The 20,342-nt window shown below is 60.3% G+C and carries 22 protein-coding genes; 11 read left to right on the top strand and 11 right to left on the bottom strand.

Features of this window, described 5'->3' with window-relative positions; all coding sequences use genetic code 11:
- Positions 1-21 precede the first annotated feature (21 nt).
- Positions 22-426 (bottom strand): hypothetical protein, encoded by a 405-nt coding sequence (locus tag AC1DNK_RS06275; RefSeq protein WP_112387075.1) that lies wholly within the window; start codon positions 424-426, stop codon positions 22-24.
- 311 nt (positions 427-737) lie between these two features.
- On the opposite strand from AC1DNK_RS06275, the gene AC1DNK_RS06270 reads away from it, so the two are divergent.
- Positions 738-926, top strand: coding sequence for a hypothetical protein (locus tag AC1DNK_RS06270; protein WP_112387076.1), 189 nt, complete (start codon positions 738-740; stop codon positions 924-926).
- A 15-nt stretch (positions 927-941) separates the two neighbouring features.
- Here AC1DNK_RS06270 and AC1DNK_RS06265 read toward each other — a convergent pair whose 3' ends face one another.
- The 4 genes from AC1DNK_RS06265 to AC1DNK_RS06250 all read right to left on the bottom strand — a co-directional run bounded on the left by AC1DNK_RS06265 (position 942) and on the right by AC1DNK_RS06250 (position 2,832).
- Positions 942-1,178 (bottom strand): hypothetical protein, encoded by a 237-nt coding sequence (locus tag AC1DNK_RS06265; protein ID WP_112515970.1) that lies wholly within the window; start codon positions 1,176-1,178, stop codon positions 942-944.
- Between the two features lie 58 nt (positions 1,179-1,236).
- Positions 1,237-1,467 (bottom strand): hypothetical protein, encoded by a 231-nt coding sequence (locus AC1DNK_RS06260; protein ID WP_112387078.1) that lies wholly within the window; start codon positions 1,465-1,467, stop codon positions 1,237-1,239.
- A gap of 70 nt (positions 1,468-1,537) precedes the next feature.
- The gene (locus AC1DNK_RS06255; protein ID WP_112387079.1) at positions 1,538-2,473 is read right to left on the bottom strand and encodes a DMT family transporter; all 936 of its coding nucleotides are present in this window, start codon (positions 2,471-2,473) and stop codon (positions 1,538-1,540) included.
- Positions 2,474-2,571: 98 nt separating this feature from the next.
- On the bottom strand, positions 2,572-2,832 hold the full coding sequence (locus AC1DNK_RS06250) for a hypothetical protein (protein ID WP_112387080.1): 261 nt from the start codon (positions 2,830-2,832) through the stop codon (positions 2,572-2,574).
- Between the two features lie 212 nt (positions 2,833-3,044).
- Between AC1DNK_RS06250 and AC1DNK_RS06245 the strand changes: the two genes are divergently transcribed.
- From AC1DNK_RS06245 to AC1DNK_RS06215, 7 genes are all read left to right on the top strand, one after another.
- Positions 3,045-4,499, top strand: a complete 1,455-nt coding sequence (locus tag AC1DNK_RS06245; RefSeq protein ID WP_477940056.1) for an MFS transporter — start codon at positions 3,045-3,047, stop codon at positions 4,497-4,499.
- Positions 4,500-4,771: 272 nt separating this feature from the next.
- Complete coding sequence (locus AC1DNK_RS06240) at positions 4,772-5,827, top strand: sensor histidine kinase (protein ID WP_477940055.1); 1,056 nt, start codon at positions 4,772-4,774, stop codon at positions 5,825-5,827.
- Between the two features lie 13 nt (positions 5,828-5,840).
- Positions 5,841-6,392 (top strand): DUF924 family protein, encoded by a 552-nt coding sequence (locus tag AC1DNK_RS06235; RefSeq protein WP_477940054.1) that lies wholly within the window; start codon positions 5,841-5,843, stop codon positions 6,390-6,392.
- Between the two features lie 88 nt (positions 6,393-6,480).
- Entirely contained in the window at positions 6,481-9,075 is a 2,595-nt protein-coding gene (locus tag AC1DNK_RS06230) for a mechanosensitive ion channel family protein (RefSeq protein WP_477940052.1), read from the top strand.
- 123 nt (positions 9,076-9,198) lie between these two features.
- Positions 9,199-9,462, top strand: coding sequence for a hypothetical protein (locus AC1DNK_RS06225; RefSeq protein WP_112537680.1), 264 nt, complete (start codon positions 9,199-9,201; stop codon positions 9,460-9,462).
- 215 nt (positions 9,463-9,677) lie between these two features.
- Complete coding sequence (locus tag AC1DNK_RS06220; RefSeq protein WP_112387086.1) at positions 9,678-10,508, top strand: response regulator; 831 nt, start codon at positions 9,678-9,680, stop codon at positions 10,506-10,508.
- A gap of 210 nt (positions 10,509-10,718) precedes the next feature.
- Positions 10,719-12,050, top strand: coding sequence for a diguanylate cyclase (locus AC1DNK_RS06215; protein ID WP_477940051.1), 1,332 nt, complete (start codon positions 10,719-10,721; stop codon positions 12,048-12,050).
- A gap of 37 nt (positions 12,051-12,087) precedes the next feature.
- Here AC1DNK_RS06215 and AC1DNK_RS06210 read toward each other — a convergent pair whose 3' ends face one another.
- The 3 genes from AC1DNK_RS06210 to AC1DNK_RS06200 all read right to left on the bottom strand — a co-directional run bounded on the left by AC1DNK_RS06210 (position 12,088) and on the right by AC1DNK_RS06200 (position 13,884).
- Positions 12,088-13,107 (bottom strand): GlxA family transcriptional regulator, encoded by a 1,020-nt coding sequence (locus AC1DNK_RS06210; RefSeq protein ID WP_112387088.1) that lies wholly within the window; start codon positions 13,105-13,107, stop codon positions 12,088-12,090.
- Between the two features lie 293 nt (positions 13,108-13,400).
- Positions 13,401-13,595 (bottom strand): hypothetical protein, encoded by a 195-nt coding sequence (locus AC1DNK_RS06205; protein ID WP_477940050.1) that lies wholly within the window; start codon positions 13,593-13,595, stop codon positions 13,401-13,403.
- Positions 13,596-13,659: 64 nt separating this feature from the next.
- Entirely contained in the window at positions 13,660-13,884 is a 225-nt protein-coding gene (locus AC1DNK_RS06200; protein ID WP_477940049.1) for a hypothetical protein, read from the bottom strand.
- 65 nt (positions 13,885-13,949) lie between these two features.
- Between AC1DNK_RS06200 and AC1DNK_RS06195 the strand changes: the two genes are divergently transcribed.
- Positions 13,950-14,891 carry a LysR family transcriptional regulator gene (locus AC1DNK_RS06195; protein ID WP_477940048.1) on the top strand — a complete coding sequence of 314 codons (942 nt, stop codon included), beginning with the start codon at positions 13,950-13,952 and terminating at the stop codon, positions 14,889-14,891.
- Between the two features lie 96 nt (positions 14,892-14,987).
- Positions 14,988-15,143 (top strand): entericidin domain-containing protein, encoded by a 156-nt coding sequence (locus AC1DNK_RS06190; RefSeq protein ID WP_112387092.1) that lies wholly within the window; start codon positions 14,988-14,990, stop codon positions 15,141-15,143.
- On the opposite strand, the gene AC1DNK_RS06185 is transcribed toward AC1DNK_RS06190, so the two are convergent.
- Positions 15,144-15,494 carry a hypothetical protein gene (locus AC1DNK_RS06185; protein WP_112387093.1) on the bottom strand — a complete coding sequence of 117 codons (351 nt, stop codon included), beginning with the start codon at positions 15,492-15,494 and terminating at the stop codon, positions 15,144-15,146.
- Between the two features lie 90 nt (positions 15,495-15,584).
- Complete coding sequence (locus AC1DNK_RS06180) at positions 15,585-16,583, bottom strand: glycine betaine ABC transporter substrate-binding protein (protein WP_477940047.1); 999 nt, start codon at positions 16,581-16,583, stop codon at positions 15,585-15,587.
- Positions 16,584-17,035: 452 nt separating this feature from the next.
- Between AC1DNK_RS06180 and AC1DNK_RS06175 the strand changes: the two genes are divergently transcribed.
- Positions 17,036-18,490 (top strand): cobyric acid synthase, encoded by a 1,455-nt coding sequence (locus AC1DNK_RS06175; RefSeq protein WP_477940046.1) that lies wholly within the window; start codon positions 17,036-17,038, stop codon positions 18,488-18,490.
- Here AC1DNK_RS06175 and AC1DNK_RS06170 read toward each other — a convergent pair.
- Positions 18,487-20,277 (bottom strand): chloride channel protein, encoded by a 1,791-nt coding sequence (locus AC1DNK_RS06170; protein WP_112515983.1) that lies wholly within the window; start codon positions 20,275-20,277, stop codon positions 18,487-18,489. The genes AC1DNK_RS06175 and AC1DNK_RS06170 overlap by 4 nt on opposite strands.
- Positions 20,278-20,342 lie beyond the last annotated feature (65 nt).

The following is a 20,342-nucleotide window of genomic DNA, read 5'->3' as shown; positions in this document are numbered from 1 at the left end:
TGATGCTGGTGCCGGATGCGGCTAGCGCAGCGGCTGCGGCGTCGGTGTGGCGACGCTGTCTTTCGGCGAAAAGATGACGAAAGCAAACAGCAGCACGCCGGCGAAGACGATCAGAGAGGAGACCGCCACCAGCGGCTCCATCGCCATGTTGCCTTCGAGCATCATGTAGAGCGCCGGGACCATGATCGCGACGCCCAGCGTATAGACATAATATTGAATCATCGCGATCCGCCGCTCTGCCTTCTTCGGATTGAGCGCATAGTAGCCTCCGAACAGCGCCATGCTGACCCAACCCAAGAGATTACAGTGCGCATGGGCGCCGATGACGGTGTGATCTTCCGATATCGCCATCTTCAGTCCGATCGATATACCGATGATGAAGAAGATAACGGCAGTCTTGAAGTACAGTTCTGCTAAGCGCGGCATGACATTTTCCCTCTGTTAACCCACAGCAAGAATACCACCTGTTCCGGCATGGGAAAATCCATGCTTTGTTAGTGGTCTCGTCCTATTTTTTCTTCGAGGAAAAAGAAACCCCGCCGAAGCGGGGGTAGCTGGGGAAGTGAGAGTAAAAGCGATCTCCATCGCCAGGAATGAGGTAGGGCACGGCCAGCGACAGGCCAGCCCTGGGGAGCGGAAATTTCTCGCCGGGTTATGGTTAATTTTTTAACTATATGGGCGTTAGGGTGGAACGGAAGCGAGCTGCTTGCCGTTAAGGCAGCGAACTGGAGGAAACGATGATCTTTAAAATTTTTGCCGCAAAATCGGAAGTCCAGAGCGACGATACCGGTACCTATGCGGATGGCCTTTTCGACAGCCAGCGCATCGATGTCAGCACCCGCCGCGACGGGCGGTACCGCTCTTCGCATGAGCGTGACTACGGTCCGGGCCGCAAGGTTGCAGAAATGCCGCTCGGGCTTGCCTGAGCGCTTTCTCCGGCGTCAGGCCGTCTTTTCCGTCAATGCCCGGAAGGGGAATTTCCGGGCGCATTCGCAGCGGATGATATAGGTCTCCTGGAAGTTGGAGGCCTTTTCCTCGAAGAATCCGCGCGGCATTTCATCGACCAGGAAAGCCGGGTGCTTGCGGGTCGGGTGATCGTCTTCCGAGACTTCCGCGATACCGCTGTTGCCGCATTGCGGGCAAGTGAGCTTCTTCGAAAAACGGTCGCGTGCGGCCATCTGCTATCCTCTTCAACTGAGCCGGTCATACAGACGAAATCCGCGCCGGGAAAGCCGTTCACGGCGCCGGCGCCTCGATATGCTGTGGTTTCGGCGTCGAGCCTGTGGTTGCCGGATCCGGCCAGGGCGAAATCGCCACCGTTCCGGCGATGATGACCGCGACGATGGCGCCGGCGATCCCGAAGGTCCAGATCAGCCAGCTGCGGCGCTCCGCCGCGTAGATACGCTGTTCTTCCTCTGCCGGGGAAAGCGAGGGTTGCCGGCCCTCGTCTGGTTTTGTGTCAGCCATGAAGCCTCCGTTGTTTTATGGGGAACAGGCCGCTGACGGGATTGTTCCGCTTACGAAGCCTCAAATCGGATCAGTCGGTTGCTGCCGTGGTGACGGCGGGCGCCTGATTGTCGGTCGATACCACGGCCGTTGGCAGCGGAGTGCCGCGCTTGCGTTCGCGGATCAGCGTTAGCAGTCCGGAGCAGATAATCAGCGCGATGCCGCCTGCCATCGGCAGGTCTATGGCGTCGTCGAAGATCAGGTAGCCGAAGGCGATTGCCCAGATCATCTGGCTGTATTGCGGCGGCGCGACAAGGCTCGCTGGCGCCAGGCGGGCGGCGCTCATCAGCAGCACGTTGCCGATGGCGCCGAGAATGCCGTAGCTGGCGATGAAGAACCATTCCTGCGCGGTCGGTACGGCGATGTTGGAAATCATCAGCAGGCCGCTGACCGTCAATGTTCCGAGAAGACCGGCGCCATAGAGGGACAGCCGCTTTTCGGCCGGTCCCATGGCGCGCAGGATGACGATGGAGATCGCCGCGCTGAGGCCGCCGATCGCGGCCGCCAGATGACCGACCGACAATTCGCGGAATCCCGGGCGAAGAACGATCAGCACGCCGATGAAGCCGACGACGACGGCGGTCCAGCGCTGCCAGCGGACATCTTCCTTGAGGAAGATGACCGACAGGATGGTGACGAAGGACGGAAGCAGGAAGAGCAGGCAGAAGGCCTCGGCCATCGGCAGCTTGGTGAAGGTGATGATCGAGGCGATGGCGCCGACGGCACCGCAGACGAAACGCAGCATCCAGAGCGTGCGGTTTGATGTCTTGACCATGTCGAACCAGCTGTCGTCCCTGGACTTGATGAACGGCATGACGACGAGACCGAAAGCGCAGCCGAGGAAGGCGATCTGATAGGCGGGGATGGCGCCGTGCAGGATCTTGATGGAGGCGTCGCTGAAGGCAAAAACGGCGTAAGCCGCAAACGCGACGAGAACGCCGCGGAGCGGCGAGGCAGAAGAGGGCATGATATAGAATCGCGTTTGAGAGGGATCGCACCCTCACATACGCAAGAAAAGCAGGCGCGGGCAGGGGTGACCGCGAATAGCTGCCATGCGGTACCCGGTCAGCTTGCCTCGCTGCGCAGCTGCGCTCCGTATTCGCGATAGATGCTCAGGCAATCCGTATAGCTGAGCGTGCCCTTGCCGCCATAGATGATATGAACGCTCGATGCATCGGTGGCCGCCTGTTCGACGACGAAGAGAATGGCATCACCAAGCGATTTGCCGGTGATCGGATTGTCTGTGCCGTCATCCTGGGTCATTCCTTCAACGACTGCTTCAATCTTACGGTTGCTGAAAACGGTGCGTCTGTCTTCCGGCGTCATGAAAATGTCCTCAATCGAAAAAAGTGGCGAATTGCCCTTACGATCGAAGAACGTGCGGCGAGGCGTTTTGTGCCAAGCGAACCGTCAGATGATGCAAGATTTGGCCTTTCCGGTATCCGATAACCGGCGTATGCACTGTCATCGCCCTGCCGGCTGGCCTTTTCGGCTGCTTCATGCCGGTGCTACGGAATTGCAATCGCATTGGCCACTCGATGACCCCGGCGGACATGACAGACACTTCTAACGAAGCCGCCAGCGCACGCCAGGCGAAGATCGTGGCGCTCGTCGTCGCCGTATCCTTCTTCATGCAGATCCTCGACGGCACCATCGTCGCGACCTCGCTGCCGCAGATGGCGGCGAGTTTTGGCGTGCAGCCTGTCTCGATGAGCATCGGAATCACCGTCTACATGCTGACCATGTCGGCCTTCATTCCGCTGTCCGGCTGGCTCGGGGACCGCTTTGGCGCCCGGCGGGTGTTTCTGATCTCGATCGCCGTGTTCACTGCGGCGTCGCTGTTTTGTGGTCTTTCCAGCAGCTTAAGCGAATTCATCGTTGCCCGGGCGATCCAGGGCGCAGGCAGCGCCCTGATGACGCCGGTCGGACGGATCATCGTCCTGAAGAACGCCCGGAAATCGGAGCTGGTCCAGGCGATCGCGTTGATCACCTGGCCGGCGCTGACGGCACCGGTCGTCGGCCCGGTGCTTGGCGGCTTCATCACCACCTATGCCAGCTGGCACTGGAATTTTCTCATCAATATTCCGATCGGCCTGATCGGTCTCGCGCTGGTGCTGCGCTTCGTTCCCGAACAGCGGGAAGAGGAGGCCGGGCGGCTCGATGTCCTGGGCTTCGTGCTGAGTGCTGCAGGGCTGACGCTGCTGCTGGCGGCACTTGAGTTGTCGGTGAAATGGAACGGCGGGCTGCTGCCCGTCGCGGCGATGTTTGGCGGCGGCGTGCTGTTTTCCTACCTCGCCACGCGGCATTTCCTGAAAGTGCCCAATCCGCTGCTCGACCTGTCTGCCTTCAAAGTGCAGACGTTTGCCCTCTCGACACTGTCGGCGGGTACTGCCTGCCGGGTCGCCATCAATGCGACGCCGTTCCTGCTGCCGCTGCTGTTTCAATTGGGCTTCGGCATGAGCTCGATCGCGGCGGGCGCCTATCTGCTCGTCTATTTCCTTGGCAATCTCGGCATGAAGACGGTGACGACGCCGTTGCTGGCGATCTTCGGGTTCCGTACCGTCCTTGTCGTCAACGGTCTCATCGCCTCGGGCTCGATCATCGCCTGCGGATTTTTCGGCGAGAATACATCGACGCTGCTGATCTACGCGGTTCTCTTCATTGCCGGGCTTTCGCGGTCGATGGAGTTTACGGCGCTCAACACGCTGTCTTTCGCCGATATCCATGCAGCGCAGCGCAGTTCTGCGTCGACCCTGTCAAGCATGCTGCAGCAGGTGTCGATGCTGCTTGGCGTGGCGGTCGCTGCCGCCGCCCTCAACATCTCGGCTGCGAGCCGCGGCGCGTTGCGTCCGGAGCTTGCGGATTTCCGCTGGGCGTTTCTGACCATTGGTATCGTCGGTGTGATCGCCTGCCTGCGTTTCATCAAGCTTCCCGATAATGCGGGGGCCGAGGTTTCGCGCCACCGCCGTTATGTGAAAAAACTGGAAAAGTGATGGAACCATTTCCGCCCGCAGGCGTTTTCAGCGCGGGTGAGTGTGTCTTCCTGAGTTTTACCTTTCACATATTGCGCCTCTGCCGGTTTTTCCGGGAGGCTGAGGTCTTATTGCCGGATGAGTTCGTTTGAAATCGGACAGTCGATTCAGTTGCCGGGAAGCGGAGGATTTGCCGCTGTTTACGCGCGATGATCGATGCAATACCACAATCGGGAGCAGACGATTCGGCCGACAGGCTGCCACGTTTCTGCGCGGCAGAGTCCGGAGGCGGAATGGGTGAGGTCAAAGGCGATACGGAGAAGACGATCCGTATCCTCTACATCGACGACGATGAAGCGCTGGCGATGCTCATGCGCCGGAATCTGTCGCGGCGCGGCTTCACCGTCGAATGGGCCGAAGATGGCGCGACCGGCCTGAAGCGGGTTGCCGAAGGTGCAATCGATGCCGTCATTCTGGACCATTTCCTGAAGACCGAGACCGGGCTCGACATTCTGCCGAAGCTGATGGAACTGCCGGATCATCCGCCGGTGATCTATGCCACGGCTTCCGGCGATACCAGCGTTGCCGTCGCCGCCTTGAAGGCCGGCGCCGACGACTATGTGCTGAAGGGAATCTCGCACGACTATTTCGACCTTCTGGCGGCGGCTCTCGAGCAGGGGCTGGAGCGGGCACGGTTCCGCCGCGACACGGCGCATGCGCAGGAGGTTATCCGCCAGCAGCGCGATCACGCGGAAATGCTGCTCGCCGAGGTCAACCACCGCATCGCCAACAGCCTTGGGCTCGTCGGCGCGCTGATCCGCATGCAGTCTTCGGTGACGACGGATCAGGTGGCGATCGACGCGCTGCAGGAAACGCAGATGCGCATCAACGCGATCGCCAGCGTACACCGGCGCCTCTACACCAACCGGCAGGTCGGCACTGTCCAGATCGATGAGTATCTCGGCAGCCTGCTCAGCGAGCTCGAGGCGTCGATGCGTGACGACAAGCGGCCGCATCGCGTGGTGCTGACGGCCCAGGCAGTCAATCTCGCCACCGACAAGGTGATCACGCTCGGCTTGATCGTCAGCGAACTGGTGACCAACGCCTTCAAATATGCCTATGGCGACGGCGTCGAGGGCGAGGTTCGCGTCATCATCGACCATACGGACGGCCAGCTTTCCGTGATTGTCGAGGACGACGGGGCAGGGTTCGACGATGCAAGCCCGGCCAAGGGAACCGGTCTCGGCACGAAGATCCTGACGGCGATGGCCGCAAGTCTGAAATCCGAGCTCGGTTACGACCGCCAGCATCGCGGCACCCGGGCTACGCTCGTCTTTTCGATCAACTGAGCTGGAGGCCGTATTGGCAGCGATCTGTACGCCCGATGAAGTTTTGCGTTTTTGGCTGGAGGAATGCGGACGCGATCAATGGTTTCGCTCGTCCCCGGAGCTGGACTCGCAAATCACGGCGCGGTTTCGCGACACGCATCTGGCTCTGGCCGGAGGTGCCGTGGAAACATGGCGGGCAAGCCCGGAGCAGCGGCTGGCGGCAATCATCGTGCTCGACCAGTTTCCGCGGAATATCTACAGGGCAACGCCGCTGGCCTTTGCCACTGATCCACTGGCACTGCGCGAAGCGAAGCTTGCCGTCGATGCGGGCGCCGACATGGCGATCGACGCGGCGCATCGCTGTTTCGTCTACATGCCGTTCGAGCATTCCGAGGTGCTGGCAGAGCAGGATCGCTCGGTGGCGCTGTTTGCTGCTCTCGGCGATGAGGAATATGCGGATTATGCCCTGCGTCACCGGGAGGTGATTGCTGCCTACGGGCGCTTCCCGCATCGGAACGCCATTGTCGGGCGCGATTCCAGCGCGGCAGAACTTGCGTATCTGGCAAAGCCCGGCGCAGGCTTCTAACGGCGGATTTCGACTTCCGCCTTTCTGTCGCCTTTCTTTGCTATAAGAAGCGGCCTCATCGATAAAAGCGAATCCTGCGGGGATTATTTTGCGGCTCAATCATTTCCTGCTTCGACCCTTCGTACTCGTGGCGCTGACGCTGGCGACGCTCGTGCAGTCCGTGGGTGTGCCGCTGGCGCAGGCCACCCAGCCGGCTGCTCCCGCCGTTTCCCAACCGCAGCCGGCACCCGCACCCGCGCCCGCCGCAACTCCTGCTCCTGCCCCGGCGGCCGATGCGCCGCTCGCCAATAGCGGTCTCGATCAGGCGCTGAAGGATATCGAGGCGGCGAAGAAGAAGCTCGCGGCCTATCAGGAGAGCGCCAAAGTCAATTCCGACAATGACGATGGGCTGGTGACGCTCTCCGGTCAGGTCGACGAGCTCGGCCGTGCCGTGATCGCTACATCCGTCGGCCTGCGTCCGCGCTTCGATCAGATCAAGAACCGCCTTGCCGAAATCGGCGAGCCGCCGAAGGAAGGGCAGCCGCCGGAAGCGGAGATCGTCACCAACGAGCGCAACGCGCTGACCGCCGAGCGGTCGCAGATCAACGCCGTGACTGGTGATGCCGAGAACCTGTCGATGGCGGTCAACAAGCTGATCAACGAGGTTGCCGAAACCCGCCGCCGTCTGTTTGCCGCAACGCTGCTGCGCCGCACCGATGTGTCTATGTCGGTTCTCGACGATGCCGGCAGCGCCTTCCTCACCGAGATCGGCAAGTTCAACGACGCCATGACCGGCTGGATGGTGTTCGTCTGGAAGTTCAAGCGGTTGCCGCTGTTCACCGCGCTCTTGCTGTCGCTGGCGACCGCGCTGATCCTGTTGTCGGGGGGCTACCGGATCTTCGGCGGCTACCTGAAGCGCGATGATGGCATCGAGCATCCGAGCTATATCAGCCGCCTGTCGATTGCCTTCTGGGCAACGGTGATCCGCACATCGTCGCTGGCCGCACTGCTCGTCACGTCCTATTTCTTCCTCGACAGTTTCAATGTGCTCCGGCCCGATATCGCCCCTGTGATTGCCGCGCTGTTCGGTGCGATCGGGCTCATCTATTTCGTCCGGCGTTTCACCAATGCCGTGTTTGCACCGCGCGAACCGCATTGGCGGCTGGTCAGGCTTTCAAACCGCGGCGCGCAGTCGATCGGCGCCTGCCTGCTGGCCATGGCTGTCGTCAACGCGCTCGATTATCTGTTCGGCAGCGTCAGCGAAGCGATGGGATCGCCGCTGGTTCTGACGGTGGTGCGCAGCCTGATAGCCGCGATGATCATCGGTTTGATCCTGATTGCCGCTTCTTTCGGACGGCCGATGCTCGCCCGGGGCGGCGATCCGGATGCGCCGGGCCGCCATTGGCCGCGCGGCATGGCAATCATCCTCCGGGTGCTTGGCGTCGGCCTGATCGTCACCGCGCTGACGGGCTATGTTGGCCTGGCACGCTTCGTCGCAACCCAGCTGATCATCACGGGCGCGATCGTCGTCACCACTTATATCGGCCTGCTGTCGGGCAAGGCGATCTCGAAGACCGAGACGTTCGGCGATACGTTCATCGGCCGCTTCCTCAGCCAGCGTTTCAAGCTGGGGGCGGTTGCCATCGATCAGGCGGGTCTTGTGGCAGGTCTTGCGATCTATGCCGTGGCGTTGATGACCGGCATACCGCTCGTGCTCCTTCTCTGGGGCTTCCATATCCAGGATCTCCAGCAGATCGCCTACAGGCTGTTCACCGAGGTTCGCCTCGGCGGCATCAGCATTTCGCTTGTGGGGATCTTTACAGGCATCCTGCTGTTTGCCGGCGGCTATCTGGTGACGCGCTGGGTACAGCGCTGGCTTGACGGCAATGTCATGGCGCGCAGCCATGTCGACATCGGCGTGCGCAATTCGGTCAAGACCGGCATCGGCTATCTCGGTGTCGGCGTTGCGGCGATCGTCGGCGTCTCGGCTGCCGGCATCGACCTTTCGAGCCTGGCGCTCGTCGCCTCTGCCCTGTCAGTCGGTATCGGTTTTGGCCTGCAGAACATCGTTTCGAATTTCGTTTCCGGCTTGATCCTGCTGGTCGAGCGGCCGTTCAAGGTCGGCGACCATGTCGTCTCAGGCACGGCCGAGGGTATCGTCACGCGCATCTCGGTGCGCGCCACCGAGATCGAGACCTTCCGCAAGCAGTCTATCATCGTGCCGAATTCGGAGCTGATCAATGCCGCGGTTGGCAACTGGACGCATCGCAACAAGGTCGGCCGTTCGGAAATTCCGGTGTCCGTCAGCTACGAGGCGGATCCGCAGAAGGTGATGGATATCCTCTTGGAGCTGGTGAACGCCGTACCGCAGGTGCTGCGTAATCCGGAACCGCATGTGGAGTTCCTGCGCTTCGGCACCTATTCGCTGGATTTCGAACTGCGCTTCATGCTCGCCGATATGGGCGACGGCCTGAAGGTGCGCAACGGCTTGCGCATCGCCATCCTCAAGCGGTTCAGGGAAGAGGGCATCGAGATTCCGCTGCCGCAGAGCGACATCACCTATCATCGCGAGAATGCTTTGCCTCCGGCGCCTGCGGCAAAGCCGTTGGTGGAGGAAAATCTTCAGGATAAAACGCCGAAGGATGATGGTGGCTCCGTCCGCCAGTTGCGCGGCAAGGCCGCCGATGGCAGTCTCAAGGGGTAAGGGGTCTTATTCAGCGGCCATTCACGCGCCGCTGGCTATAAGATCCTGGCAATCGGGTTTTCGCTGCTGGGGGCAGCAGCGCCGATAAGCCCTTGGGGAGGGCGCCTACAGGCGCCGTTGTGAATGGCAAGACTTGCCGTTGGACTGCTTCTTTCCCTCTTTGCCGCCGCCAACGCGTGGGCGGCAACCGTCACCAATACCGATCCCGCCGCCGTCGTGGTTGTCATCACCGAAGGCGGCAACAAGGTCGAGATCGTCGTCGATAGCGGCGCTTCCGAGACGCTGTGTGCGTCCGGGTGTTTCATGACCGCACCTGATGGCGACCGGATCGGGCTCGATGGCGGAGAGACGATCGATATCGTCAAGGGCTCGGCTGTCATCAAGTAGCGCCGATACCTCACATCCCGGTCGTACAGGGCTGCGATTTCGCAGTCTGACCGGTATGCTTGCGCACGATCTCTTAATCATAAGAATAAGAAAGCATTTGGCGCGATCTGCAAGAACTTCCGGGCGGGTTTTCCGGGTGCCTCGATTAATCATTATTCAAATGAATTGATATATCTGTCTCATCCAGGGACACATTTTCATTCAAAGGTTTTGCTATGTCGTTTTTAGGTATTTCGGGAATGCAATATTCCGGCGAAATGTTTGCGGGTGCGCGTATTATTCTCGCAGAAGATTCCAATGTCTTCACGTCGATGATCAGCGCCCGGCTGAAGGAGCTTTTCGATATCAATGTCGAGGTCTGCCGCAATTTCGAAGACCTCCAGCTGGCCTATGACAAGTCCTCCGACCCGATCACGCTAGCAATCTCGAACATCAATCTTCCCGGCGCCGAAAAGGGTGAAGCGCTCGAATATCTGGTGGATCTCAGCATCCCGACGATCGTCTTTACCGGCACTTTCCACGAGGGCCTGCGCGACGAACTGATGGCCAAGGATATCGTCGACTACATCCTCAAGGACAATGTTTTCGCCGTCGATCTGCTGGCCGAATCCATTTGCCGCTTCCTCACCAACAAGCGTCATCACGTGCTGATCGTCGATGACAGCGCCACTGCGCGCGCGCTGCTCTCCAGCCGTCTGAAGCGCTATAATTTCCGCGTCAGCGTTGCCGAAAGCGGCGCGAAGGCGCTCGAGATTCTCAAGGCCAACCGGGATATCGGTCTGATGGTCACTGATTACAACATGCCTGACATTGACGGCTTTGAACTGACGCGCCGCATTCGCGCCAGCATCGGCTCCCACGAACTGCGCATCATCGGCGTCTCGTCGTCGTCGAACCGGCTGTTGTCGGCGCGCTTCCTGAAGGCCGGCGGGAACGATTTCATGCTGCGTCCGTTCATCGACGAGGAGTTCTATTGCCGCGTCAATCAGAACCTCGACACATTGCTGCAAATCAAGACGATGAAACGGGAACGGGCGGTTGCCTGAGACGAGTGATCCTGAGCCGCGGAGTACGAAAGGTCCCCGATCGACGCGGGGACCTGTCGCCGTTGTTAAGAGACTTCGAATTTCTGCAATTTCAGGTTATTTTGAGCCTGTTCTGCCTCTTCACCCAATTGGGTGTGTCCGCTATCGTCCAAGCTGTTATGGGGACAGCCGATTCGGCTGCTCCAGGCGCCGCGGGGAGTAAGGGACTGGATGGCTTTTCAGGCGGATTTCAATCGGGATAGCTCTGTGCCGCGTTTTGGCGGGCACAAAATACTTCTGGTTGAAGATTCCCGGATGTTTTCTGCCGTTTTGTGCCACCGCTTTCAGACCGAGCTCGGTCTCAACGTCAAGACGTGCCCTTCACTCAAGGCGCTTCAGGAAGCGCTGGCCCAGGATCCGCATGGCTATACGATGGCCGTCGTCGATCTGAACCTGCCGGATTCGCCCTATGGCGAGGCGCTGGATTGCGCCATCGAGCACAAGATCCCGGCCATCGTCTTCACCGCCACCTTCGACATTGCGACGCGCAACCGGATCATGGAGCGCAACGTCATCGACTATGTGCTCAAGGACAACGAGTTTGCGCTCGATAACCTGGTCGGCACCGTGCGCAGGGCAATCCTGAACCGCAAGACCCGGGTTCTCGTCGTCGATGACGTCCAATCCGCCCGCCAGGTCCTGGTCGATCTGCTGACGGCGCAGCAATATATGGTGGTCGAGGCGAATTCCGGACTTGAGGCGCTGGCGGCGCTGGAGGCATACAGCGATATCGAGCTTGTGGTTACCGACCATCATATGCCCGATATGAGCGGCTATGAACTGACGCGGCGCATCCGCCACCGGTTCGGATCCGACAAGATCCGGGTGATCGGCGTGTCGTCGTCGAATGACAGGATGCTGTCGGCGAGCTTCCTGAAAGCCGGCGCCAGCGACTTCGTCTACCGGCCCTTCGTTGCCGAAGAGCTGCAGTGCCGGATCGCCAACAATGTCGAGACGCTGACGCAGCTGAAGCAGCTGAGGGCTGCGGCGGCCTGCGATTATCTCACCGGCCTCTACAATCGCCGCTATTTCTATGATTCCGGCCCCAAGGTCGTGAACCAATGTCTGCGCCAGAAGGCGGTAAGCTCGGTTGCCATTCTCGACATCGACCATTTCAAGCGGCTGAACGACACTTATGGCCACGAGATCGGCGACAAGGTTCTGATCGCTGTCGCCGCGCGCCTGGCAACGATCTTCGAAGGCAGCGACAATCTTCTCTCGCGGCTCGGCGGCGAGGAATTCGCGATTCTGTTTCCGATGATGGATTCGCATGCCGCCACGAAGCTTTGCGACGAAGTCCGGTCCGATCTGTCGCGGCTGAAGGTATCGGCTGATGACGAGGAGCTTTCGGTGACCGTTTCGATCGGCGTTGCCGAGATTRCCGGCTACGAGAGCTTCGAGAACTATCTGAACGCTGCCGACCAGTTTCTCTACATGGCCAAGCACAAGGGCCGGAACATGGTCTATTCGGATGCCCGCATGACGCAAGAAGCGGCGCAATAGACGCCGCTTCGCATTTTCGATCTCAATCTTCTGGTTTTCAGGCTGCCAGCGCCTGGCGCGCGGTCGCCATCGTCATCTTGCGCTCGGCGCGCTCCTGCTGGGGCGAGCGGTTGTAGAGTTCGCGATAACACTTGGAGAAGTGCGAAGCGGAGACGAAACCGCAGGCGACCGCCACTTCGACGACAGGCATCGACGACTGCACCAGAAGATGGCGGGCGCGGTCGAGGCGGATTTCAAGATAGTAGCGGGCAGGAGAGCGGCCCATTTCCTGACGGAACAGGCGCTCGATCTGGCGGCGCGAAAGACCGGCGCCATCGGCGATTTCCAGCAGCGACAGCGGTTCGGCCAGGTTGCCTTCCATCAGCTCGATGATTGACAGGACCTTGGCATTCTGGACGCCGAGGCGGGCACGCAGCGGCAGGCGCTGGCGGTCGTGCGGGCTGCGGACGCGGTCAGTCAGGTGCTGCTCGCAGATGCGGTTGACGAGGCTCTCGCCGAAATCCTGGCCGACGAGGTTCAGCATCATGTCCAGCGAGGCGGTGCCGCCGGCGCAGGTATAGAGATTGCTGTCCACTTCATAGAGGTCGGCATAGACCTCCGCCTGCGGGAAGGCTTCGGAGAAGCCCGGCAGGTTTTCCCAGTGGATCGCGCAGCGCTTGCCATTCAGGAGCCCGGCCTGAGCAAGCACATGCGCGCCCGTACAGAGACTGCCGACGGCGACGCCGCGGTTGTAGCTTTCGCGAAGCCAGGCATTGACCGACTTGTTGTTGAAATCCTCGACATCGATGCCGGAACAGACCAGCACCATGCTTGGTCGGTTCTCGCCGCCGAGATGACGGCGCTCTTCGGCGAGCGAGGAATTTGCTTCGACACCGATGCCGCAGGAAGAATAGACCTTGTTGCCGTCAACCGAGGTGAGGCGCCACGTATAGGCCTGATAGCCGAGCATGCGGTTGGCAATACGCAGCGTGTCGATCGCCGCCGAAAAGGGCAGCATGGTGAACTGGGGAACCATAAAGAAGACGAGAGAGCGCTTCTTGGTCAGCATCTTGTTCATGAGCAAAATCCATGCTGGAGGGCGATGCGCTATTGGTGCGTGGAATGCGTCGCTTAGATGTTCTGAAAGCGACATTCGCATGGAAATCTGCGGCTGATAAGCGCTATTTTGCGACATGCCGCTCTAAGCGGCCTTCCAAATGCACGACGGCTTCGTCAAAAGTCGCAAGCTGAAACTGATTTCAAATATATGCGTCTGAAATTCAAGATTAAATTTCACCTGCCCAAAAACGATGAGGGCGGCGCTGCCATTGGCAGGGCGCCGCCCTCACGCTGGGAGGTATGTCGCATTCATTACATATCCTTGCGGTCATCCGCTGCTTCTGCCGACGGATAGCCAACGTCCTTGCGGATGTCGAACGGCATGGATTCGATTTCGCGTGCTGCCTGCCACTGGTGCCATGCGTGCGACGCCTTGTGCAGAAGGCCGCCGACGTCGAAATGCAGGCCGGATGAGCTCTTGCTATCCCGATAGGTGATGGTGGTCATTTTCCTTGTCCTTTGATCGTTGAGCGTCTTGCGCCCGTTACCTGATATGGGCTTTTGGTATCCATCAATCAAACGAATAGATTTTATTGGTACCATCAGTTTTGTTGAAGGTCTTTCGCATCAATTCGCGTTCGGCAGATGCGGAAGCGTAGGGATCGACATCGGCAATCAGGTGGTGCGGCAAGGCCGTCATTTGGCGCATCGTGTTGTCCCATGCGGCCCGCTGGATCTGCCGCGAACGGAACGCGAAGAAGGCGTCGATCGCAGAATGGACGGTGTCGGTCATCATGGCCTCCTCTTTGTCTATCAGCCATGAGTGAAATATAAGGTTCGATTGACTTTCAGCCAAACGAAATGATATGGTTGTTAAGATCAGAAAAATTGAAAGATGCGCCGATGACGATGCCCTTTCGCAGGCCAATCCCGCTTCTCGATAACGATGTTCTGCGCACCTTCGTGGCGATCGCGGAAACCGGCAATTTTTCGACGGCCGCCGAAGCGGTGTTCAGAACACCCTCTGCCGTCTCCATGCAGATCAAGAAGCTAGAAGAGCAGCTCGGCGCGACATTGTTCCTGCGCGACGCCCGCTCGGTGACGCTGACGCAGCATGGCGAGCTGTTGCTCACCTATGCGCGCAATATCCTGGCGCTCTCGAACGAAGCGGTTTCGCGCTTCATCATGCCCGAGCTCAGCGGCGTGGTGCGCCTCGGCGCGCCCGAAGATATCGGCGAACGGCTGCTGCCGAGCATTCTCAAGAGTTTCGCCGAAAGCTATCCCGGCATCATGGTCGATGTGACCATCGACATGAGCATCGGGCTGAAGAAGCGGATGGAAGAGCAGCGCCTCGATCTGGCGCTCGTCAATTTCGCCACGCGGCCATTCCCGACCGGCGGCGAGGTCGTCTACCGCGAGAGGCTGGTCTGGGCAGGTGCGAAATGCGGAACGGCGCATCGCAAGGAGCCGCTGCCGATCTCGATCTGGGAAGAGGGCTGCATCTGGCGTCACGAAGCGCTGTCGCAACTTGAGCGCAACAAGCGGCCCTATCGCGTTGCCTATCTCAGTGGCCATACGATGGCGCAGAGGGCGGCTGTGGTTTCCGATCTGGCGATTGCGCCGCTACCGCGCTCCTATGTCAGCGACGATATGGTGATCCTCGGCGCGCAGGAGGGCCTGCCGGAGCTCGCCTCCTTCGAGATTCGCCTTCTAACGGCGTCGCAGCTCTCTGGGCCGATGCAGGCGGTTGCCGACAGCATCCGCTTTGCCTTTGCTGAAAAAGCGAAGGCCGCGGCTGCCTAAACCATTCTGGCGTGAACCTTTTTGGCTTTGATGCGTTTATCGGCCGGAGCGGCGTTCGCCGCTTCGGAGAGGTCATATTTTCAAAGGAATTCCACGATGACGACCACAGCCAAAATCGGCGCTGCCCTCATGCTCCTGCTTGCTCTTTCGTCCTGCGGCAACACGATCCGCGGCGTCGGCCGCGATACGGCCAACGCCGTCAATGCGACACAGGATGCCGGCCGGTCCGTCGATCGGGCCGCACGCCGCTAATCAGATCTTGGCTGCCGGATAGGCCCTTTCAAGGCCGCCGGAGCGCACCAATCCCGTGCGGAAGGCCTCATAGGCCGGATGCTGGCTGGACTTGGCGGCTTCCATCAGGCGGACTTGAAGGCGGTCCGGAGCGGCTGAGCCGATCCATTTCCCCGTCGTCTCAAGCTTCAGCGAATTGAGAAATCGGCTCTCGGCCGATTGATCGAGATAGCGGTGCAGGCCGTCGACCAGATTGTCGTCCTGCGCCGCATTCTCCATCAGGAGCTGGAGGTAGGACTTGTCTGCATCGCTGCTGCCGGCAAATTTCTGGGCAACGGTGTCGCGATCGGGAAAGGAAGCGGCGGGGGTCATTTCAAGCACCTGCAATATCAATGGGCGCAGCCTGGCTGCGTTTTCGTTGTCGAAGGCATATCATGACGGCGCTGGCCTTCGCGAAGCTTGCTAAAGCGCTCGCTTCACCCGGGCCGCCACGTCTTCGGGCACCCACAGGGTCCAGAGCTCCGGGTAATTCTGCAGAAAATAGATGGCGGCGTTGCGGCTGCTTTCACCGTTTTCATCCTGCCATGCCAGCACGTCGTTGATCGTGCCGTTGTCCCATCTGCGCTTGCGAAGATAATCCATCGCCGGACCAGCGCGGTCTGCGAATGACCTTGTGGTGACGGTGAAGGCCTGGGATATCGGATAAGCGTTTCGCTCCGGCTTGGCGCATCCGGGGACGGAGGTGCAGTTGTCCCACTCTGCCTGGTCGAAGGGGACACCCATCGCCAGCCGCACCATCTCGTATTTTCCGGCGACCGCAGTCGGCGCCCAGTAATAACCGAGCCAGCCGCGTTTGTCGGCAAAGGCATCGGCAATCGATGCATCGAGCGACCGCGGCGTTTCAGCTCCTATGAGATCAAAGCCTTTCTCTTCTGCATGGAAGGCATTGTAGATGTTCTGCGTCGAGATCTTGCAGGCCCAGCCGGTTGGACAATTGAATATCGCAGCCTTGTCCGTCGATCCGTCGCCCGGAAAGAGATCCGGACGGGCGAGGGCGTCTTCCAGCGTCCTGATGGATGGGTTGGCGTCGGCGACGAATTTGGGGATCCACAGACCTTCGACTGCACCCTCAGAAAGGATCTCCGCGCCTTCGACAAGGCGGCCGGCGGTGATGGCATCGTCCAGTTCGGTCTGGACGCCCTTTACCCAGAGTTCCGGCGCGACGTCCGGCGTCGATTTTCCGTTCATCGAGGTGAAGGTTGGCATGGTGTCGCCGGGGACGATCTTGACGTCACAGCCATAGCCGGCTTCGAGAATGATCCTGTCGAAATTGGCGGCGATGGCGGCCGAGCCCCACTTCATCTCGGCAATCGAGACGCTTCCGCAACCGGATGCCGCGGCCGAGGTCGCAAAGGCGCAGGCAAGGGCGGCGAATAACAGCATTTTTCCTGCGGTCTTCATCTGCACATCCTTATTTCCACTCAGGATTTTTAAATTTACATATGCTAGCGCAGAAAAGGTTGCGGTCAACTTTCCGCAGTTGAACTTTTTTGGCCTAAAACATTGATTTACAACGGCTAATATTAGCGAATTCTGCCGCCTGTGATCGGGCGCTTTAATGATGCGGCGCACACGCCACTGCCAACAAAAGTTCAAAAAAGGTCAAAATTCATGTTTGCTTAAGGCCTCAATAACTCTCCGGTAAGGATGTCGCGTTATCAGTGTAGCCACGGCGGGGGACAAACCGCCGGTTCTCCGGATCAGGTTTTGCGTCCCGGAGAAGACGAGTTTCGCCGTGTATGGGCGAATACGCCAGAGTTTACGGCAAACCGCGCGGCTTACTGCCTGCGCGGTTTTCGTGTTTTTGGCCCTGCCGTTGACCGTGCGAGGCAACGCGTTGTAGGCCTCGTCCCATGATCAGAGCCATCATGCTGCAGGGAACAGGATCGGATGTCGGCAAGACGGTGCTTGTTGCCGGTCTCTGCCGGTTGGCGGCCAATCGTGGACTGAGCGTGCGACCCTTCAAGCCGCAGAACATGTCCAACAACGCCGCCGTTGCCGACGATGGCGGCGAGATCGGACGGGCGCAGTGGCTGCAGTCGCTGGCTGCACGCACGCCGTCATCTGTTCATATGAATCCGGTGCTGCTGAAGCCGCAATCGGAGAACGGCAGCCAGATCATCGTCCAGGGCAAGGTCTGGGGGCAGGCAAAGGGGCGTGACTATCAGCGTCTGAAGCCGCAACTGCTGGAATTTGTACTGTCGAGTTTCTCTACGGTTTCAGAAGGCGCCGATCTCGTAATCGTCGAGGGCGCAGGATCGCCGGCGGAGATCAATCTGCGCCCGGGCGATATCGCCAATATGGGTTTTGCGACAAGGGCCGGCGTGCCGGTCGTGCTGGTCGGCGATATCGATCGCGGTGGTGTCATCGCCTCGCTCGTTGGGACGCATGCTATCCTCGACGATGCCGATCGGGCGATGATATCCGGCTATATCATCAACAAGTTCCGCGGCGACGTCTCGCTTTTCGACGACGGGATCGCCGCGATCGGCCGCTATACCGGCTGGCCGTGCTTCGGCGTCGTGCCCTGGCTGAAGGCGGCAGGCGGGCTGCCTGCGGAGGATTCAGTCGTTCTTGAAAAGCTGGCGCGGGGAAGCGGGGCCGCATTGAAGATCGCCGTCCCCGTTCTGCCGCGGATTGCCAATTTCGACGATCTCGACCCGCTGAGAGCCGAAGACGACGTCGAGCTGGTGTTCGTGCGTGCCGGGGAGCGTCTTCCCGAAGACGCCGCGCTCGTCGTGCTGCCGGGCTCCAAATCGACGATCAGCGACCTTGCCGATTTTCGCGCTGAGGGATGGGATCGCGATCTGACCGCCCATGTCCGGCGCGGCGGCCGGGTGATCGGCATTTGCGGCGGTTATCAGATGCTCGGCCGCAAGGTGCACGACCCGCTCGGCATCGAGGGCGGAACGGCGGAGGTTGACGGGCTCGGGCTGCTCGACGTCGAGACCGTCATGGCGCCGGAGAAGACGGTCCGCAACAGCCATGCTGTTTCTGCTGAATATGGTACGCCGCTGTCAGGCTATCAGATCCATCTCGGCGTGACCGAGGGGCCGGATTGCAACCGGCCGTCGGCCGTGGTGGATGGTGCCGCGGATGGTGCCGTATCTGCGGATGGACGTATCGTCGGGACCTATCTGCACGGCCTGTTTTCCGGCGATGCCTATCGCAGCCGGTTGCTGCAGAGTTTCGGCCTTCAGGGCGAAAGGCGCAATTACGCGGAGAGCGTCAACCGGGCGCTGGATGCCGTTGCGGCCGAACTGGAGGCGCATCTCGACCGTGACTGGCTGAACCGGCTGCTTGGCTAGATTTCCCCGGAGATTTCGCGGCGCCGCCGGTCGAGCTCTTCGCTGTAGCGGCGTAGCGTGTGGCTTTCGCTGAGCTGTCCGACGACCTTGCGCTCGATCAGATTGTTCAGCACGGCGAGCGCTTCGCTCTCGCTCTTGTCGAAAATGGCGGCTGCCTGCTTGGCATTCATCTGCGGCTGCAGGAAATCGTTCTTGTAGCGAACGAAACTCTCCAGCCCCTTGCCCTCGTCGTCGGTGGCGATCGGATTCGCATGAATTTCCGGCACCAGCACCAGACCGGCATATTTGCCTGTGTCATCGACAAGGATGACGCGTTGCGTGGCGCCGGCGGGAAAAGCCTTCTTGAACTCTTCGACAGTGGTTGCGGCATTGGCGGTCTTGACGTCGGCGCGCATCAGCTTGTCGACCGTCAGATTGCGGATCCAGCCGACATCGTGAGCGCTGCGGATGCTTTCGCCGCGCAGGTGAAAACGCCAGGTGGCGAAGGAGTAGCCAAAGGTGGTGCGCACGACGAGCGAGGACGTGATGACCGCGGCGAGCACCAATACGGTGATCGGGAAGTCGCCGGTGATTTCGAGCGCCAGAAAGGTCATCGTCAGCGGTCCGCCGATGATGGCGACTGCGAGTGAACTCATGCCGACGACGGCGTAGACTTCGGGTGTCAGCGAGGCATGCGCAAAGAACGGCGCGGAATAGGCAAAGAGCTTGCCGAGCAGCGCGCCCATAAACAGCGAGGCGAAGAACAGGCCGCCCCTGAAGCCGGAGCCGATCGACACGGCTGAGGCCAGCGACTTCAACAGCAGGATGCCGACGAGCGTCGGGATCGCCACCTGATGCGCCAGGTTGAGATGCAGGGCGCCATGCCCTGCCGAAAGCACCTGCGGAGAGATGGTGGCCAGCAGGCCGACGACGATGCCGCCGAGCGCCGGGCGTACCGGCGTCGGCACGGAACTCTTGCGAGCCAATTCCTCAACAAAGGAAACGCCCTGCATGATCAGGATGCCGGCACCGGCGCAGCAGGCGCCAAGCAGAATGGCCGGAACATAATCGGCGGGCACCACAGTGCCGAACCTGCCGACGTCGATGGTGAAATCGTTGCCTGCGAGCAGCCGTGCCACCAGCGTCGACAGTAGGGCAGAGACGACGACAGGTGTCAACGAGACGATCGTATAGGTGCCGATAATCAGCTCGAACGCGTAGAAGGCGCCGGTTAGCGGGGCATTGAAGGCGGCGGCGATGGCGCCCGCCGCCCCGCAGCCGAGGAGGACGCGCAGATCGGCGCGGCGCAGCTGCAGCTTCAGGCCGAGTTTCGAGGCCAGGCCCGCCGCAAGCTGTGTATAGCCGGCCTCCAGGCCGACCGAGGCGCCGAAACCGTTGGAAATCAGGTTCTGGATCGCCACGATGATGCTGTCCGTCAGCGACAGGCGGCCGCCATGCAGCGCATTGGCCTCGATCGGATCGACCATCGGCTTCTTGCGTGTCCTGCTGAGGATGAAGAGCAGCAAGCCGAGAAGCATGCCGCCGCAGACCGGTGCCAAGAGCAGCAGCAGCTTGTTGCTGATATCGGAGGAGCTGAGACGATCGACATCGCTGATGCCGAAGATGAGGCTGTGCATCTCCCGGGAGATCAGGCTCATGCCGGTGACCGCGCAGCCGGAGATGACGCCGACCGCGCCACCGGCGAAAACCATGCCCATTTCGTTCTGCCGCGCCAGCGCGCGCAGCCGCGCCAAATCGAATTTGAGATGGCGCCGCGTCAGGCGGCCGATATCGGTTTTCGTGAGCATGATGACAGAACTAGGCGACGGGGAGCAGGATCAAGGAAGCACGCTTTGTGCGCCGCATGATTTCG

The organism is Rhizobium sp. 01N424, assembly GCF_056399485.1.
The sequence above is the reverse complement of the archived record's forward strand: the minus strand, read 5'-3'. Positions and strand labels throughout refer to the sequence as shown.